Source organism: Adlercreutzia sp. DFI.6.23 (assembly GCF_024462535.1).
Lineage (GTDB): Bacteria > Actinomycetota > Coriobacteriia > Coriobacteriales > Eggerthellaceae > Adlercreutzia > Adlercreutzia rubneri.
This window is the reverse complement of the sequence record NZ_JANGBP010000003.1, coordinates 109,933-127,835: the sequence shown is the minus strand read 5'-3', so window position 1 is coordinate 127,835 and position 17,903 is coordinate 109,933. Positions and strand designations below refer to the sequence as shown.

At 61.9% G+C, this 17,903-nt stretch carries 16 protein-coding genes and 1 tRNA gene; 8 read left to right on the top strand and 9 right to left on the bottom strand.

Annotation, left to right across the window (positions count from 1 at the left end; all coding sequences use genetic code 11):
* Window positions 1-250 precede the first annotated feature (250 nt).
* From NE591_RS03720 to purE, 6 genes are all read right to left on the bottom strand, one after another.
* Complete coding sequence (locus NE591_RS03720; protein ID WP_022741614.1) at window positions 251-1,558, bottom strand: ATP-binding protein; 1,308 nt, start codon at window positions 1,556-1,558, stop codon at window positions 251-253.
* 202 nt (window positions 1,559-1,760) lie between these two features.
* Window positions 1,761-2,072 carry a type II toxin-antitoxin system RelE/ParE family toxin gene (locus NE591_RS03715; RefSeq protein ID WP_114538936.1) on the bottom strand — a complete coding sequence of 104 codons (312 nt, stop codon included), beginning with the start codon at window positions 2,070-2,072 and terminating at the stop codon, window positions 1,761-1,763.
* The gene (locus NE591_RS03710; protein WP_022741620.1) at window positions 2,065-2,370 is read right to left on the bottom strand and encodes a type II toxin-antitoxin system prevent-host-death family antitoxin; all 306 of its coding nucleotides are present in this window, start codon (window positions 2,368-2,370) and stop codon (window positions 2,065-2,067) included. The genes NE591_RS03715 and NE591_RS03710 overlap by 8 nt, the downstream gene beginning before the upstream one ends.
* A 127-nt stretch (window positions 2,371-2,497) precedes the next feature.
* Window positions 2,498-3,199, bottom strand: coding sequence for an indolepyruvate oxidoreductase subunit beta (locus tag NE591_RS03705; protein WP_256156333.1), 702 nt, complete (start codon window positions 3,197-3,199; stop codon window positions 2,498-2,500).
* On the bottom strand, window positions 3,196-5,502 hold the full coding sequence (locus NE591_RS03700; protein ID WP_173111023.1) for a thiamine pyrophosphate-dependent enzyme: 2,307 nt from the start codon (window positions 5,500-5,502) through the stop codon (window positions 3,196-3,198). Before NE591_RS03700 ends, NE591_RS03705 begins: the two co-directional genes overlap by 4 nt.
* 417 nt (window positions 5,503-5,919) lie before the next feature.
* Complete coding sequence (gene purE / locus NE591_RS03695) at window positions 5,920-6,381, bottom strand: 5-(carboxyamino)imidazole ribonucleotide mutase (protein WP_173111026.1); 462 nt, start codon at window positions 6,379-6,381, stop codon at window positions 5,920-5,922.
* Between the two features lie 177 nt (window positions 6,382-6,558).
* On the opposite strand from purE, the gene NE591_RS03690 reads away from it, so the two are divergent.
* The 3 genes from NE591_RS03690 (at window position 6,559) to NE591_RS03680 (ending at window position 8,295) form a co-directional block, all read left to right on the top strand.
* Window positions 6,559-6,789, top strand: a complete 231-nt coding sequence (locus tag NE591_RS03690; protein WP_173111029.1) for a hypothetical protein — start codon at window positions 6,559-6,561, stop codon at window positions 6,787-6,789.
* Between the two features lie 85 nt (window positions 6,790-6,874).
* Window positions 6,875-6,961 (top strand) — tRNA-Leu (locus NE591_RS03685).
* Between the two features lie 332 nt (window positions 6,962-7,293).
* Window positions 7,294-8,295 carry a hypothetical protein gene (locus tag NE591_RS03680; protein WP_173111032.1) on the top strand — a complete coding sequence of 334 codons (1,002 nt, stop codon included), beginning with the start codon at window positions 7,294-7,296 and terminating at the stop codon, window positions 8,293-8,295.
* Between the two features lie 3 nt (window positions 8,296-8,298).
* Here the strand turns inward: NE591_RS03680 and NE591_RS03675 are convergent, their stop codons facing one another.
* Window positions 8,299-9,645: a hypothetical protein gene (locus NE591_RS03675; protein ID WP_173111035.1), complete on the bottom strand. Its 1,347-nt coding sequence runs from the start codon at window positions 9,643-9,645 to the stop codon at window positions 8,299-8,301.
* A gap of 228 nt (window positions 9,646-9,873) precedes the next feature.
* Between NE591_RS03675 and NE591_RS03670 the strand changes: the two genes are divergently transcribed.
* The gene (locus tag NE591_RS03670; protein WP_173111038.1) at window positions 9,874-11,502 is read left to right on the top strand and encodes an FAD-dependent oxidoreductase; all 1,629 of its coding nucleotides are present in this window, start codon (window positions 9,874-9,876) and stop codon (window positions 11,500-11,502) included.
* Window positions 11,503-11,670: 168 nt separating this feature from the next.
* Here NE591_RS03670 and NE591_RS03665 read toward each other — a convergent pair whose 3' ends face one another.
* Window positions 11,671-12,000, bottom strand: coding sequence for a hypothetical protein (locus NE591_RS03665; RefSeq protein ID WP_173111042.1), 330 nt, complete (start codon window positions 11,998-12,000; stop codon window positions 11,671-11,673).
* A 713-nt stretch (window positions 12,001-12,713) separates the two neighbouring features.
* On the opposite strand from NE591_RS03665, the gene NE591_RS03660 reads away from it, so the two are divergent.
* From NE591_RS03660 to NE591_RS03650, 3 genes are all read left to right on the top strand, one after another.
* On the top strand, window positions 12,714-13,598 hold the full coding sequence (locus tag NE591_RS03660) for a Fic family protein (RefSeq protein WP_136435993.1): 885 nt from the start codon (window positions 12,714-12,716) through the stop codon (window positions 13,596-13,598).
* Window positions 13,599-13,760: 162 nt separating this feature from the next.
* Window positions 13,761-14,762, top strand: a complete 1,002-nt coding sequence (locus NE591_RS03655; protein ID WP_173111045.1) for a hypothetical protein — start codon at window positions 13,761-13,763, stop codon at window positions 14,760-14,762.
* Between the two features lie 187 nt (window positions 14,763-14,949).
* A complete protein-coding gene (locus tag NE591_RS03650) occupies window positions 14,950-16,350 on the top strand; it encodes a hypothetical protein (RefSeq protein ID WP_173111048.1) in 1,401 nt (466 codons plus the stop codon).
* A gap of 128 nt (window positions 16,351-16,478) precedes the next feature.
* Here the strand turns inward: NE591_RS03650 and NE591_RS03645 are convergent, their stop codons facing one another.
* Entirely contained in the window at window positions 16,479-16,766 is a 288-nt protein-coding gene (locus NE591_RS03645; protein ID WP_114548480.1) for a hypothetical protein, read from the bottom strand.
* Between the two features lie 215 nt (window positions 16,767-16,981).
* Between NE591_RS03645 and NE591_RS03640 the strand changes: the two genes are divergently transcribed.
* Window positions 16,982-17,878, top strand: coding sequence for a transporter substrate-binding domain-containing protein (locus tag NE591_RS03640; protein WP_173111051.1), 897 nt, complete (start codon window positions 16,982-16,984; stop codon window positions 17,876-17,878).
* Window positions 17,879-17,903 lie beyond the last annotated feature (25 nt).

The following is a 17,903-nucleotide window of genomic DNA, read 5'->3' as shown; positions in this document are numbered from 1 at the left end:
CGTAAAAATCTCCGCTGCGGGAGATTATTTCACGAATTTTTCTCCCAAATCAGAATTACCCGTACTCCTCCCCTCCGTAGTTCTAATAGGTCTTTGCAGGGAACCCCTTGCAAACTTAGAGGAACTTAGAAGCTATCATGGAAGAAAATTCTTTCACTCCAAGCGGTAAATCCCGCTGGAAGTCCTTTAATACTCGACCAGGCTGTAGGTGTCGATGGATTGGCGCTGGTGCATGATGCGGTACACCGTATCAGTCTGCCAGCGCCCTGAGGGGCACGACGTAAATGCCCTCTTCCACTTCTCTAGCATACGAGCCAATGCCGGTTATCACACAGAGGAACTCTGGAGGACGCCCCTGCGCTCGTGGGTTTTCTGCAACTTTCTTCCGCAGCCGCCTGAGAGATTTCACCGCATCGGGAACCTTCTCTTCGCTGAGCTTGAACTCGAAGGCGGCCCATCTACCATCCAGGGTCTCTATGACAGCATCGGCCTCTAACCCCGAATCGTCCCGATAGTAGTAAACAGCCGCCGGCATCGAAGGATCCATCGCCTGGGCGTATACCTTGAGATCGCGAATGCAAAGATTCTCGAAAACAAGACCGAAGGTCTGCCCATCCGCGAGGAGGGAATCCGGCGAAAGCAATAGCAGGGCGGCGGCCAACGACGGATCGGCGAAGTAGCGCTTCGGCTTCGTCGCTAGGCGCTTTTTTGAGCGCTTTGGCGGCACCCAGCCCGGCACCTCCTCGACAAGGTAGATCGAGCGAAGAAACTCCAGATACGAGGCGAGCGTCTGCTCGGTTACGAGGGATGATGGATTGTCCTCTCCGCCGTACATATCGCTGATGATGGTCTTGTAGGTTGGAGACTGTCCCAAATTGCGGGCAATCGACAAGCACAACCGACGGGCCACCTCTCCACTCTTGCCATGTTTAGGAGCACTCTTTTCGAAAACAAGACGCAGATATTCTCTTGCAACGAGCTGACCGTTTTCAGCGGAAAGATCGAGGGCTTCGGGCCATCCCCCACGGCAGATCAACTCAGCTAGCTGACGCGTATCGTTTTCAACTTTCGCTGGCTGAAACCGGTGAGCGAATAGACCGCGGAGCGAGACAGAACGTTCAGACTCCCCAGACTCGGCCAAGCTGAAGGGATACATCCTCACAGAGCCAATCCGACCCGCACCACTATGCCTGCTCTGGCCCTCTTGGTCATCGGACGAGATCGGGGTGGACGACCCAGTCAGCAGCCACGCTCCCCTTAACCCCCGCTCGTCATCTATGGCATGACGAACTGCATTCCAAATCGCAGGCGCAAGCTGCCATTCGTCTATAACGTGGGGGCGATCGCCTATGAGCATGAGTTTTGGGTCGGCACGAGCCATGTCCAACTCTTCATCCACATAGCTGACGCTTTGCGCGTGGGCCAAAGCCGTCCACGTCTTTCCGCACCACTTCGTACCAGCCACCTCTACGGCCCCGAAGACCTCGAGATAGCGCTCTATTTGCTCGTCCACAAGACGCGGCAGATATCCATTCTTTACAAGCGTTTTCCGAGGCATGGCCCACGCAACCTTTTCTCTACGAGCGGCTTCTTTGCATCGACCCTATACTATCAAACTATTCATGGTTTTCCGAGTTTTTGATTCATGGTTTTCCGAGTTTTTGATTCATGTTTTTCCGAGTTTGATCGGTTGAGGGTTGATTGAGATCAACTGTTTTCGAATTATACCTTGGCAACCTATACTGATTCTGGATTGAGTGTTAATACTCAATCAGGCTGTAGGTGTCGATGGATTGGCGCTGATGCATGATGCGGTACACCGTAAGCGTAGTGGCATTGTAACGGTAGTAGATGATGTAGGGGCCCGCAAGCGTCGTGCGGTACTCGTGCTCGAGATGGTCGTCGGTAAAGTGGCCGCCGGCGTCCGGAAAGGTTCGTACGGTTTCCAAAGCCGCATCGATACCCTTTATCGCATCGAGGGCCGCCTGGGGCATTCCCCGCTCGAGGCCGAGGTAAATGGCGATGGACTCCCGATCGAGCTGCGCCCGCGGACGCCATGCAAGATCAAGCATAGTCGAGCCCCCATACCTTGAAGATTTCGGCCATGCGCGCGTCGGATTCCTCCGCTGTGAGCGCCTCCGGGCGGTAGCGCTCTTCAATTTCCGCCTCACGCAAGGCGAGGAACATGCGGTTGCGCTGAGCGGCGGCCTCATAAGCGGCGCAGTCTTCCAGCACATAGGCCGGTACGCCGTTTTTCGTGAGGATGATGGGTTCCTGGCTCTCCGTCGCCTGAGCGCACACGTCATTGAACTGCGTGCGCAAATCAGTGATAGGTCGAATAAGCGGAAGCGCTGCCACAGCGGCTGTCATAAGGCACCTACTTTCATTACCATAATTATGGTATTAATTATAGATGCTTTAATTGACAAATCAAGCAACACGTCTATGAGAACTCTTGCATGTTATTCAGCTAGAGCAAATTATCCGAGGCCCTCTGTTATCCGAAGTTGGCGACGGCGGTGTCAATGGCGGCGAGGTTCATGGCGACGAACTGGGGCTTCACGCGGGCGCGCACCGCATCTTTCAGCTCGTCGACGGTGAGCGGCACACGGCCCTGGGCCACGGCCACGGCGAGCAGCATCATGTTGAGGGACTTGCGGGAGCTCGCACCGGCCTCGCGCACGAGGGCCTCGTCGTCTACGGGAACGAACAGGGGCACCGGGTAGCCTTCCACACCGGGGGCTTCGGCGTCCTGGGTGTTGGCCTTGGCATTCGGCGCAATGGCGACCTCGGCCGCTTGCTCGCGGGACGCCTCCGCCTGAAGAGAATTCGCCAAAGCCGCCACCACGTCGCCGGCGCGATAGGGCGTAGACGACAGGGCCGCGGTCACCGGTTGGATAGCCGTCGTCGCCGTGACGAGCACGCCGCCGGGCGCCAGAAACGGCAGGGCGCGGGCTGCCTCGCAGGGCTCCAGGGCGATGACGACATCGGCCGTGCCGGGGGTGATGAGCGGCGAGTACACCGCCTCCCCGTTCGATCCCATGCGCACGTGGCTCGTCACGTTGCCGCCGCGCTGGGCCATGCCGATGGTCTCGGCCGTGCGCACCTGCCAGCCCTTGCTCTGAGCCGCCTGGGCCAGCACCTTCGCAGCCAGCACCGTGCCCTGGCCGCCCACGCCCGCAAGCAGGATATCGATCATCGGGCACCCCCTTCTTCCACTGCATCTCCGCCGCATTCCAACTCTTCCCCACTGAAAGTCAAACCAGAGATCGGGCCGGTTTGGAACGGATCGGGGTTCGGGGCGTAGATGGTCGGTTCCACTGGAGCCGCCCCGCCGAAACCCACGGCACCCTGGATGGCGTCGAAGGGACACACCTGGGTGCAAAGCCCGCAGCCGTCGCACAAGCCCGTATCCACAAAAGCTTGGCCGCGTGTGCCCGACTTCGGACCGCGCAGCCCCTCGTCGAAGCCGATGCCGGGGCACCCGATGGAGGTGATGCACTTCTTGCAGCCCGTGCACGTATCAGCGTCGATAGTCACCGGCGCATCGGGCTTCTTCAGCTGGATGCACGGGGCGCGGAAGATGATCGCCGACGGGCCTTCGAAGTCGATGGCCGCGCGCGCCGCCGCCACGGAGCTTTCCAGGCTGTGCGGATTCGCGAACCCAATGTGCTGGACGCCCAGACCGTGCAGCACTTCCTCAATCACAATGGGACGCCGCCGCTCGCCCATGAGCGTGACGCCCGTGCCGGGGTGCGGCTGGCTGCCGGTCATGGCCGTGGTGGCGTTGTCCAGAATGGCGAAGGTGACGTCGTGACCGTTGTACACGGCATTGGCGATGCCGGTCATGGCGCTGGCGAAGAACGTGGAGTCGCCTACGAAGGCCACCTGCTTCTTGCCCGGCTCGGCCACGGCGAAGCCCTGGGCCATAGTGATGCCCGCGCCCATGCAAAGGCAGGTGTCCACGGCGTCGAGCGGCTGGGCATTGCCGAGCGTGTAGCAGCCGATGTCGCCGCACAGCACCGCCTCGCGGCCGCGGAGCGCCTGCTTCACGGCATAGAAGCTGCCGCGATGGGGGCAGCCCGCGCACAGCACCGGCGGACGCACCGGCAAGGGGCCGTCGTAGCCGAGGTTGTTGGCGCCGATGATGGACGCCACCAGGGCGGCAAGGGAACCAGCCTGTCCGCACCCGGCGTCGGGGGAGGCCCCGTGCTCAGTCTCGGAAGAGCAGCGCGAGGGCGGCGGTACCTCCTCGCGCGCAGGTTGCGCAGCGAACGGAACAGCCCAGTGGGCTGTTCCGCCGAGCGAGCCATTGCTTGAGCACGTGGAGGTGCCGCCGCCCTCGCGCGGAGAGTCAGCAGACGCGCTCGTGCGGTCGAAGAACCTTCCCAGGCGGCCGGCGATGTTCTCCGTCGTGTTCTCGCCGCGATCGTTAGCCTCGCCCGTCAGCTTGCCATGCACCCGCAGCGGCAGATGGCGCTCGCCGGTCAGCTTCAGCATTTCCTCTTCCAGCACGGAATCGAGTTCTTCGAAGACGATCACATCGGTCAGCTCCTCGGCGAAGGCCGCCGCCGTCTCGGCCGGGAAAGGGTAGGGCGTGCCTACGGCCATGAAACGGTAGCGGGGCACAGGAATTCCGGCGCGGGAGGCCTGGGCCTCAATAAGCGATAACGCCTCGCGGGCGTAGGCTGCCGATACGCCGCCAGCCACAATGCCCACCGCAGGAGCGGACGCTCCAGCACCTTCGACGCCATTCTGCACGACGCCAATCGTCTCACCTTCCCCGCCCCCTTCGAACACTTCGTTGAACTGCGCAAATGCAGGGTCGTGAGCGTAGTCCCAAGCGATCTGGGCCAGGCGGCGGTTAATCTCGCCGTGGCCTTCGTAGGCACGCTTGGGAAAAATGACCCATTTGGGATCCTTCTGGAAGCCCCCTTCAGGCAGCGGACGGCCATGAGTCTCTTCGGCCACCTCGAAGAACGTGGAGGCGTGATTGATGCGCGTGGTAGGGCGCACGATGACCGGCGTGTGGTAGCGCTCGGACAAATCAAACGCCGCCTTCATCATGGCGAAGCCCTGCTCGGGCGTGGCCGGATCGAGCACCGGCACCTTCGCGAAGGAGCCGAACCGGCGCGTGTCCTGCTCGGTTTGGGAGGAGATGGGGCCCGGATCGTCGGCCACGAACAGCACGCAGCCGCCGCCCGTGCCCACGTAGTTCAGCGACATGAGCGCATCGGAAGCGACGTTCAGCCCCACCTGCTTGCAGGTGAACAGCACCCGCGCGCCGCAGTAGGACGCGCCGGCCAGCATCTCGAGCGCCGCCTTCTCGTTGGTGGACCATTCCACATGCACGTCCTGGGCCGCGCCCGCCGCGTGCAGCTTCGCCACAGTTTCCACCAGCTCGGACGACGGCGTGCCAGGATACCCCGCCACCACGTTCACCCCGGCCTCCAAAGCCGCATGGGCGAACGCCTCATTGCCCATCAAAAGTTTCTTCACCATGTTCGTTCCGCCACTCTCGTCAACCTGTTGGAACAACCTATCCGCTGGCGTCAACCTAACGGACGCTCTTTCCGTCGGTATCAACTTACTATCTACCCGCCGACTCAATCTACTGGGACAATTTGCCTATCGGCTTTTCGCCAAAAATTGCGGTTGTTAGCATTTTCTGCAGACATTCGAGACGGAAGACCTCGCCTCATGTCCACTTTCTGCCCCTAAATTGAACCATTTGCCCTCATTATCGTCATTTTCGCCCCTTAGATTTCCCGCGGCTCCACTGCAGATGCTAACAAACGCAATTTTTTGGGAAAAATCGGAGGCCAAACTGCCTGCAACCACGAACAAGGCCGCCTCTGCCACGCAAACCGTCGAGCAAATTGCATGGCGCAGACCGCACCCATCACAAGACGAGAACGCTTACGACGCCATCTCTGCCTTCAGGTCGGCCACCTTTTGCAGCATGGCCTCGTCGTTCGTGCCCATCATCTGCACGGCCAGAATGGCGGCGTTCTTCGCGCCGTTGATGGCCACACAGGCCACCGGCACGCCCGAGGGCATCTGCACCATGGACAGCAGCGAGTCCAGGCCGCCCAAATCGCTCGTCTTCATGGGCACGGCGATGACCGGTAGCGGCGTGAACGCGGCCACCACCCCGCCCAGATGCGCAGCCTTGCCGGCGGCGGCGATGATCACCTTGATGCCGCGGTCATGGGCCGTTTCCGCCCACTCGTGCACCACGGCCGGTTTGCGGTGGGCGCTCGCCACCTTCACCTCGTAGGGCACGCCCATGGCGTCCAGCTGGGCCATGCACGGCTCCATGGCCGGCATGTCCGATTCCGATCCCATAATGATGCCGACCACCGGCGTCGCGTCTGCCATATTCGCGTCCTTTCCCTCGCGTCTTCAATGCCCTCCATTATAGAACCGTCCCGTTGCAAAACGCCTACGAATGGCCGCGACGGGACGGCTCGCCCACCTGAAGGCGTAAGGTGTAAAAGATACATGAGGTCACGCGGAGCGCTTCAGAGTGCCACGTGCAAGTTGAAAGGAACCGCCATGAGCGAAGAGACGCTGCAGCAGCACCTGGAACAGCAGGAGAAGCATATCGCCGACCACGAACGCGCGGAGAAGCACGCCGAGAAGGAGCGTGAGCACCGCGCCGACCACGGCATTCACGATTACATCGGCCACGAGATCGCCCACGAGGAGCGCGCCGAGCGTCGCCAGCAGAACGAGACCGATGCCGCCCTCGCGGAAGCCGCCGACACCATCCTGCGCGGGGAATAGACGATTCCCGAAAAAACTTCTTGCGCCCGCGCGGTAAGTCGGGTATTATCAACTACGCTCTTTTGGCAAAGCCGAAACAGCACCTGCGGGCGTGGCGGAATTGGCAGACGCGTACGGTTCAGGTCCGTATGGGGGCAACCCCATGGAGGTTCAAGTCCTCTCGCCCGCACCACTTTAAAGCACCAGGCCAGCTTGATAAAACGAGCTGGCCTAATTTGTTTCTCCGTCCCCCAGGCGCAAATGATCAGCCGATCAAATAAACAATAGCCTGGAAACCCCTTTGAGCCTTAACCTCGAAGCTGCCCGGGCGTGACGGAGCACCTGCCGTCATTGGAGCGCGCACTGATAGCTATTCGGCGATAAGCGCAAATGAACGTCAGTTTGATTTCCCTCCCGTAACGAGCATCCCGGCAGCGCGCACCCTTCGCATTGAAAGCGGGACAATGGGAGCGTCGGGGACCCATACCCGACGCTCTTGCCGTCTATTCCAGGAGGTGCGTTGCCATGAAGCACTCCACCATGCCCGCGGCCGCGAAGATTGCCGTCGGCGCTGGCGCTGCGGTCGCAGGCGCCGCGGTGGCCTTCGCCCCCGTACTCGCCAAGCGCCATCGCGTGCGCGCTACCTGCAAGCCCTTCTACAGCGAGGCCACGCGCCACTTCAAGATTCCCGACATCAACCACGGCTTCGTGCCCCAGGATCTCTTCTATCTGGACGACGAGAAAACATGGTTGTTCAGCGGATACATGGCCAACCGCAAGCCCTCGCCCATCTTCCAGGTGGGCGAGGGCGGCGAAGTGCGGCGCCACGAGGTGCGCCTGCCCGACGGATCGCTTTATCGTGGGCACGGCGCTGCCATCACAGCTGCCGGTCCTCACGTCTTCCTTACCGTGCGCGACGGCTTCGTGGTTCTCGACCGTGCCGCCCTGGCCACCGCAGCCGACGGCGATACCCTTGAGGCCACCGGCCGCCGGGCCATTCCCCTTGAGCCCGCGTTCATGAACGTGCAGAAGGGCATGCTCTACATCGGCGAGTTCCAGCACCGGCTGTTCTACCCCACGCCGAAAAGCCACTGGCTCACCTGCCCTTCCGGCGAGGTGAACCCGGCGCTCGTGTACGCCTACGCGCCGCATGCCCACGGGCCCTTCGGCTTCGGCGAGCATCCGGCGGCGGTGTACTCCATTCCCGGCAACGTGCAGGGGCTATGCGTGACGCCCGACGGTAACATCGCGCTCAGCCTGTCCTGGGGTTTCGGCGATGCCGAAGTGCGCATCTACGACCCAGCTCGCGCGCATCGAGGAGGAAGCTACCTGGTGGACGGCCATCGCTGCCCGCTGTACTTCCTGGACGACGCGACCCTCGTGCAGACGCTGACGGTGCCGCCCATGGCCGAGGGCATCGACGAAGTGGACGGCGAGATATACTTGGCCAGCGAATCGGCGAGCAACCTGCACCTTCTCGGGAAGTTCTACGGCGGCGGCCACGTGTACTCATTCCCCGCGGAGTAGACGCTAGGCAAGTGCGGCGCGGCCCGAACGAGCGAACACCACATCCCCCATGTGAGGCACTGGGGAGAACACCTGCTTCTTGCCAACTTCGGCAAGGGAGAGAAAGCCCATCTGCACGAGCTTCTTCAAATCGGCGCGGGCCGTAACGAGCGTGACGTCATAGCGGCGCTCGTAGGTTGCTGCGTCGATGCTTCCTGACGGGTTCATAACCAGCTCCATGAGCAAGCTCTGCTGGCGATGGTTGAGCCGCGTATCGGCCGCCAGCGCCGCGTGGCACCGGTCGAACTGGGCTACCATGGCGTCGGTCTCGCGCTCCAAGTCATCGAGACCGCGTTCCAGAAACTGCAGCAGCTGTCTCAGATAGGGCGTCGTATTGTTGCCGTAACGACTATGGAGAATGGCCTGCCCGAAGGCGAAGGGCAGTTCCTGGGCCGAGGGCAGCCCCAACTCCCAATCGAGCAGAGCCCGAGAGAACGACACGAAGGCCAGCGCCCGCATGCCGATGCGCTCGAAGAACAGGCGCCGCAGAATGACCTCCATGAACCCGTTCCACCGAGCGAAGGGAAGTTCCTCGCAAATGAGGTCGCAGGCAATGACAACCGCCACGACGCCTTCGGCGCGACCCTGGTACGCCTCGTTCACATGGGTGCTGATCAGCTCGAGGCACCAGCTCTTCTGCTCGGCGTCGTAGCGTGAAAGCGGGTCGTTGCCATCGGCGCTTCCATAGGCGTTATAACTCGTCTCCGGGCGGCGCATGGGCCGATAGGGAAACGCCGCACAGCCTTCATCAAGACGAGACTGGATCTCCCCGTAGAGGGACTCGTCGAAGGCGCGGTCGCAATACTCGTCGAGCGACCGCAAAACGGCGAGGGCGTTTGCTGCCAGACGCTCTGCCGGCGTTGCAGGTGTGCGCGTCCCCGCCGCAAGAGCGACTACCGCATCGGGGTCGATCTCAACCCCATCGCGGGCCGCAGCAGCGGAAAGATCGGCCACGAGAAACGGAGACTTCCCGTAAGCGCTCCGATATTGAGCCAAGCGGGCATCAAGAGTCCCAGCAGTACGGCCGCGGTGCATCAAGCGCGCGAGCACGGCGCTCATCTCCGAGGAAATGCTGTACCAGGAGCCTTCTCCCACACATGCCTCATCAGACTGGCTAAACGGCATCTGCTCGTCTACCCCCACCAAGCGGACAAATTCGATGACCTCCCACATCGTTTCGGGAGACAAGCCGGCCGGCATGGGAAGGCCCTGGAACTGATCCCAGGAAACAAGCTCTCCGGCATGCCGCGTCACAAAAGCCGCAACCTCCTCGTTGCGAATGAACTCGCTGATGCTCATGGAATCGCTCACCGCAGCCTCACCTCTCCCCGCAAACTTCCCCTGCCCTGTGCGCCCTATAATAGCGCCAGCTTTGCTTCGGAGCACCCCAAGGCTCCTGAAAATTATTTTCAGTTGTTCGAAAAACTGACTTTGAACTGCGTATTCTTCTGAAAAATACTTTTCTTGAACCCCTCTTTTCCCTCTGCACACAATGCGGCCGTTCCCTAAGGGACGCAAATCGACAAGGAGGAGAAAAGCATGGAGCGAAGGGATTTCCTGAAACTGGGATGCGTTGGCGCGAGCGCCGCGGTAGTGGCCGGTCTTGCCGGCTGCGCCCCTCAAACTAAGTCGGGGCCGACAGAACTTGCCGGCACCAGCGCCAGCGACGTGAACTGGACTGACGAGTACGACGTCGTCGTAGTCGGCGGCGGCGGGGCGGGTTTCTGCGCCGCCATCGAAGCCGCCGAGGCAGGCGCGAGCGTGCTCATCATGGAGAAATCGGGCACCTGCGGCGGCGACACCGCGCTGTCGAACGGCATGATCCTCGGCGCCGGCACTCCCCAGCAGGCAGAGCTCGAGGGTTGCACCGACGACTCGGGCGAGAAATTCGCCGAGGAACAAATTGCCTACGCTCAGGGCTTCGGCGACGAGGACATGATCCGCGAGATGTGCATGGAAAGCGCTGCTGCCGTCGAGTGGCTCGTGAACGACTGCGGCCGCGTGTACGCAACCGTGGACGTCGTGGCGCCGGTCAACGCCTACACCGACGAGTTCTACCCGCGCTCTCACTGGGACTACTACGCTATCATAGCGAGTATTCACGGCGAGGAAACCGACCCCACGGCGACGCATTTCGGCTGCCTGCAGAAGAAGGCCAACACCTACGAGAACATCACCGTCAAGACCAATACCGAGGCGGTGCACCTCATCATGGACGGCAAGGAGGTCGTGGGCGTGCAGTCTGCCGACGATGACTTCTTCAAAGCGAGGAAGGGTGTTATCCTGGCTACCTGCTCCATTGGCGACAACATGGAGATGGCCCGTGCCATGAACCCTCAGCAGTACTGGGGCCTGTATCAGCGCGAGGTGAACGGAGCGCCGGTGCAGGTAGGCGCGAGCCCCTATAACACAGGCGATGGCATCCGCATGGGCCTGGAAGTAGGCGCTGATCTGGCCCTCAGCGAAGCTTGCGTCATGCTCGACACCCTCTACTTCGGCGGGGTAGGCGAGGGGCGCGGCAACAAGGATGAGAACATCTACAAGTCCACGCCGGTCAAGGGCGCGATCATCGTCAACCCCCGCGGCAATCGCTTCGTCCAGGAAGATGCTGACTGGGGTTATATCAGCACTATGCAGTACTTTGAGAACGCCAAGATGGGCGGCGGCCCCGACTGCAAGATCTGGTGCATCGTCGACTCCAACCAGACCGACTACATGGAAAACGTCGTGCAATGGATGATCGAGCAGGACACCGAGGGCCGCTTCGTGAAAGTTGCCGATACGCTGGAGGAACTTGCCGCCGCAGCCGAGCTGCCCGCCGATAACCTCAAGCGCACGGTGGAGAAGTGGAACGAGTACTCGAAGAAGGGCGTCGATCCCGATTTCGACCGCCGTACCGACTTCGGCCCCATCGAGACTGGCCCGTTCTACGCGATCCGGATCGTGCAGAACCCGCTTGGCGCCTGCGGCGGCCTGCGCACCGACATCGAGACGCGCGTGCTGAACACCGCCGGCGAGCCCATCGAGCGCCTGTTTGCCGCCGGGCAGATTGCCTCGGGCATGTTCACCGGGCCGTTCTACCCCGGTTGCGGCTGGGCCGTGCTCGGCACGGTTCACTGGGGCCGCAAGGCCGGGCGCAACGCCGCCGCTTTGGACGCACGAGCCTAGCCCGTCTTCCCTGAAGGCTCGGCCTCCCTCCCCTGCCGAGCCTTCTCCTTCATGCGGCTCGGCTACCCTGGCCGAGCCGCCCCCACACCCTCCCCTTGCGAGAGGCCGCTGCCCCCAACGCAGCGGCCTCTCGCTTTCGAGCAGACAGAAGCCAACTGCTGCAGGCCACTACCGCGCAGGCTTGGAGGTGAGGTGCCAGCCGTTGCAGTAGGGGCACTGGTACACGTGCAGCGGCGGGGCGCCGTGCTCGGCGCATTCGGCAGCGGTGAGCTCCGCCTCGTAGCGGCTGGCGTAGCGGTTCTTGCGCTCGCAGGCCCTGCGGCGCAAGGCTGCCTCGTGAGCTTCGTCGCGCGCGGCGCGGGCAGCCGATTCGCGGGCGAAAGGGTCGCGGCCGGAATCGTCCCCGAGGCCGAGTTCCGCGAACAAGTCGCCCTCGCCGAGCGATGCGGCGAATTGTGCCTTCTGCTTCTGCCATGCCGAGCGCTTCTTGCTGCCCATGATGCTTTCCCTCCGAACCAAAAACAGGGGCTGTGCTGCCGCGGCCACCATGCTATAATGCGAACAGACGGTGCCCCGTTCTGCCGGGCGGCGTCGGTTATTTGATTAAGCCGGGTTTACTTTCGACAGGTGGCCCGGCTTCTTCTTTGGCCAAACACCGTCCGTCACTCCTTCCTCACCAGAGTAAGTCCGATGATTCCGATAACCACAAGCATCAGATCGCACACGGCGATCACGGTCTGGGTGTCCATAGGCAGGCTCCTTTCATGAAGCTGCCCGGACGTGACGGAGCACCGGCGGACATTGTAGCGGATGGGACATACAAGCGTCAGAAGCTCTACCAGAATGCAGCGGCTTTCCGCAAAGCGACTGTGCTATACTTGACGTTGTATTATTGGTAGACCGTGTGGGAATGAAGGATTGTTACTCTTTTGACAAGGTTGCGGGAGCGCTGGAAAAGAGCGCCACGCCCTGAGGGACGTTGCAGCAATGCGTGCAGCAAAACGATGGTTCGAGCGAGGTCTTTAAGGGCCATTTGCTCCCACCCATGGTTTGCAAAAGGCCAGGTAGGGATAAGGATGTCCAGGGTTTTGTAGCCCCATGGAGGTTCAAGTCCTCTCGCCCGCACCATTTGAAACGAACGCCCTCTTCGGAGGGCGTTTTACTTTCCGTCACCTCCACTCAGCAGAAAGGGTCAACGAGAAGGATGGGCTATGTCTGCCGATAGCTTCGACGACTTCCCCTATGAGACCGACACCCACGCCTCCGATGCAGAGGCGCGGCGGCACTACTGGGCTGTGGCCATCGGGCTGCAGGCGGTGGACGGGCTGGAAGTATCTCCCTACCTGCACGACCTGGCCCGCAGCTACGAACAGGGCCAGTACACCTTGCAGGAGACAGGCGAGCTCATCCGCGCCTATCACACGGGGGAAGCGGACGGGCGACAGGCCACGGCCGAGGCCGATCTGGTCAGCCAGCGCATCGCCGAGATGCTGGAGGCCGGCAGCTTCGTCTTCGCCCCCGACATGCTCTCCCTTATCCACCGCGCGCTGTTCCAAGATCTCGATGCCGAGACCTATCGACCGGGCCAGTTCAAAACCGAGCGACTCGTAAAGCAGGAGGATATTCTCAACGGCGACAGCGTGCTGTACGCCGACCCGGCCATGATCCAGACGTCGCTGGACTACCTGTTCCGCGAGGAAGGCCGCCAGACTTACGGAACGACGCTCTCCGAGGCCGATGTCGCGCGGCTCGCGCAGTTCATCGCGTTTCTCTGGCAGGTGCACCCCTTCGTCGAGGGCAACACCCGCACCGTGGCTGTGTTCTCGGAACTGTACCTCGGCTCGCTCGGCTTCACCGTGGGCAACGAGCCCTTCCAAAAGCACGCGCGTTACTACCGCGACGCCCTGGTGCGGGCCAACTACCGCAACAACGAGGCCGGTATCTTGCCCGAGCGGAAACCGCTGGAGGCATTTTACGAGAATCTGCTGCTAGGCGCCGAGCACGCCCTTAATCGCGAGGCCCTTCTCTGCCCCGAGCTCTTCGACAATCCCCAGCTTCTCAAGCACATCGACCCCTCAAGGGCGCTGAGAAGATAGCCACAGTCCCGCAAGGTGTTTCTGACCTGCGCGTAACAAACGCGACGGGCGGCCTGCGCCGCGGGGAAACGGACGCACAATGGAACCGATGCGCAGCCCGCGCCGGCTCTTCGGCGCGACTCTGCGCACGACGCGCAATCTTTCGCCGTTGGGAGGTTCCTTATGAGCGGGAAGTCCAAGACCTTGCCCACCATCGTCGCCGCAAGCGCCGGCATTGCCGCCGGTGCCGCCGTGGCCTTCGCGGGATTCCTGCTGAAGCGCCGCGCGGTGCGCACTACGTGCAAGCCGTTCTACGCCGAGGCCACGCGCCGCTTCAAGATTCCCGGCATCAGCGAGGGCTTCGTGCCCCAGGACCTGTTCTACCTGTCCGACGAGCAAACCTGGCTCTTCAGCGGTTACCTGGCGAACCGCCGACCCTCCCCCATCTACCAGGTGGGCGCCGACGGTACGGCGCGCCGCCACGAGGTGCGCCTGCCCGAGGGCTCGCTGTACCGCGGTCACGGCGCCGCCGTGACAGCTGCCGGGCCCTTCGTGTTCCTCACCGTGCGCGACGGGTTCATCGCGCTGGATCGCGCCGAGCTAGCCAAGGCGGCCGACGGCGACGTGCTGCAGGCAACCGGGCACCGCGCCGTGCCGCTTATGCCCGCCTTCATGACCGTGCAGAAGGACATGCTCTACATCGGCGAGTTCTCCCATCGGCTGTTCTACCCCACACCGAAGAGCCACTGGCTGCGCTGCCCCTCCGGCGAGACGAACCCGGCTCTCCTGCTTGCCTACTCCCCGCACGACGGCGGCCCCTTCGGCTTCGGCGAGCATCCCTCGGCGGTGTACTCCATTCCCGGCAACGTGCAGGGCATGTGCGTCACGCCCGAGGGGAACATCGTCCTCAGCCTGGCGTGGGGGTTCGGCGACGCCGAGGTGCGCATCTACGACCCGGCCCAGGCCAAGCGCGGCGGCAGCTATCTCGTGGAGGGGCACAAGGCGCCGCTGTACTTCCTGGACGAGGCCACGCGGGTGGAGACGCTTACCGTGCCGCCCATGGCCGAGGGCATCGACGACGTGAACGGCGAGGTGTACCTGGCCAACGAGGCGGCGAGCAACCTCTACCTGCTCGGCAAGTTCTATGGCGGCCAGTACGTGTACTCGTTCCCGACGAGGGAATAGCTGCGCCGTCCCGCCACCCTTTGCTTTCGGCAGGCCCGGCGAGAGTCAATGTTTCCGCGGGAAAACGGCTTGCGTGAGAAGTGATGACAGCTTGCGAGCACGAGCGGCCGCGCGGAAGACGCCTCCTATACTAAAGTCGATATTTTTGCTCAGAAATAATCGATGGAGCCGAGGATCGGAGACCGTCATGAACGCTTCAACGAAACGAACTGTCCGCGTTGTCGCCCTGTGGATACTGGCGCTGTGCCTCGTTATCCCCCTCGGGGCGTGCGCCTACCAGCAGGGAAGCAGCGCCATCCAGGCCCTGGCCTCGACGGCTTCCGACACGAACGCGGAAGCTGCCGAGACCAGCGATGCCGCAGCGGAAGACAACGCCGCCCCCGCGGCCGATACATCTGATGAAAGCTCAGCGGCCGAGAACACTGAAGGCTCCACCAGCACCGACGCAACAGCGGCCGAGGGGACACCAGCAGAAGGCAACGCCTCTCCCGACGCCCATGAAAGCAACGAGAAGGCTGCTGAGGGGGCACCGACCACGGCGACGATCATGTACTACGAAAACGTCAATTACGACGACGGCGATACCGAGCCCGACGAGAACGGCCGGGTGTTGCTGGGTTCCTACGAGCTCACCGACGTACACGTCGGGCAAACGATCAACGCATGGGATTACGTAGTCGACATCCCCGGGCATTTCTTCTGGGACGGCTGGCCGCAGAATCTCACGTTGACTGAGAACCCTTCCGATAACGTCATCAACCTCTTCTACTTCAAGCTGTGGAACAACGAGTACACCGTGAACTACTACCTCATGGAAAACGCCGACCTGACCGCCGACAACTGGAAGGACGCGCTGGCGCCCGATGACGTGAAGTTCGTCAAAATGGGGTCGGAAACCTTCACCAACCAGCGCTTCGACCAACTCGTCAAGGGCGACGCCTACGAGTACAAGATCGACGGCACCTATGTGGTGGACACCTATCCTTCCGAGATACATGTGGGCGTAAATCCCGACGACAACGTCATCAATGTGCTCTATGTGCCCGATTCCGCGAATCTGCCCGACGATATTGAGATTCCCAGCGGCACGACGCAGCCGGGCGATGGGACGCAGCCGGGCGATGGGGCGCAGCCCGACGATAGCGAAAACGGCGACGATTCCGCCGACCAACCCGCCGATGACTCCGACGCCGACAAGCCAGCGGACGATTCCAGCGCCAGCAAGCCCGCCGATACGCCGAGCGCTGATGGAAGCACCGCACCGAGCATGCCGAGCGACACCACTTTCGATAAGGACGAGATCGAAGACGCCCTGCCTGACGATGTGAAGGACGAGATCGTGAAGGACTTCATCGAATCGGGCGACGCTCAAGACAAGACGGAAATCACCGACGAAATGATCGAGAACCCCGTGAGCAAGTCCGACGCCGACTACGTGAAGAATGTCTACGAGACCGGCTTGAAGGAGGGCGAACGGCTGGCCCAAACGGGAGATCTCGTCCCCTTTGCCATCATCGCAAGCATCGCCCTGGGAGCAGCGGCAGCCGGCGCCATCGCCTTCGCCATGAACCGCCGCGCCCGGCGCTGAGCCCGCCACGCTGCCCGAAACAGGAAATTACCGCGCAACGGGCCCCTCCCCCTTTTTGCGAAACTTGCGAAACTCTGCGAAAGATGCGAAAGGCTTGGGGGCTACACTAGAAGTGTTCGCGTGTCTGGTTACTCCCCCTTTGAGGTGAGGTGCCAGCCGTTGCAGTAGGGGCAGCGGTAGACGTGCAGGGGCGGGGCGCCGTGTTCGGCGCACTCGGCGGCGGTGAGTTCGGCCTCGTAGCGGCTGGCATAGCGGTTCTTGCGCTCGCAGGCCTTGTGGCGAAGGGCCGCGGCGCGCTCCTCGTCATGGCGCTGGCTGCGCGCGTTCTCGCTGGCGAACAGGTCGTCCATGCCGCCGAGAGATGCGGCGAACTCTGCTTTCTGCTTCTGCCACGCCGACCGCTTCTTGCTGCCCACGGACGCCTCCTTTTCCGCAACACCTTCTCACGGCACGGGCACTGCAAACCATGCTATAACCCAACCTAGAACTAGCACAATCGTAGAATATCCTGCCATGCTTATCGCAATGCTAACAGATCATATTTTCCTGTCGATCTGACAGTCGTCTACCGTACCATAAGAGCCAGAAAGAAGAGCATGATCGCAGCCCTCTATCATGAAGGAGAGAACTCATGGAGCGCGCCTTTTCCCTTTCCGTCTCCGTCCCAACACCATTCCGAATCCCGCATAGGGTACTGGCCCTTATCGGCGTCATCACATTCATTCTTGCCTGCTGCTTGGCCGGCTGTACCTCGAATGCCGCCGATAGCGACAGCTCTGCCACCGACGGCAACGCCACCGGCGAAAAGACCCTCCGCGTGGCCATGGAACTGGCCTACCCGCCCTTCGAAACGAAGGACGACGCCGGCAACCCCGAGGGGCTGGCCGTCGACTTCATCCGCGACTTCGGAGCTGCCTACGGCTACGACGTGCAGATAGAGAACACCGCTTGGGACGGGCTTATCCCGTCGCTGCAGTCGGACAAGGCCGATCTCGTCATCAGCTCCATGACCATCACCGACGAGCGCAAGCAGTCCGTGGACTTCTCCGACGCCTACGCCATGGCCCAGCTGGCCATTCTGGCGAACGCGGATTCCGGCGTGGCCTCCATCGACGACTTGAACCAGCCGGGCAAGAAGGTGGCCGTGAAGACCGGCTCCACCGGGGACGTGTACGCCACGAAGAACCTGACCAACGCTGAAATCGCGCGCCTGGCCGACGAGAGCGCGTGCGTGACTGAAGTAGTGCAGGGCAAGGCCGACGGCTTCCTCTACGACCAGCTGACCATCTACCGCAACCACCAGGCGAACCCGGATACCACCGAGGCCGTGTTCATCCCCTTTCAGGATGCCGAGGAATGGGGCATCGCTGTGAAGAAGGGCAACACCGAGCTCTTGGACCAGCTGAACGCCTTCATCGCGCAGTCGAAAACCGACGGCGAGTTCGATCGCCTCACCGAGAAGTACCTCGCGGACGAAAAGAAGGCCTTCGACCAGTACGGTTTCAAATGGTTCTTCGATTTCGAGTAATTTCCAGTACTCTGTAGAAAGCACG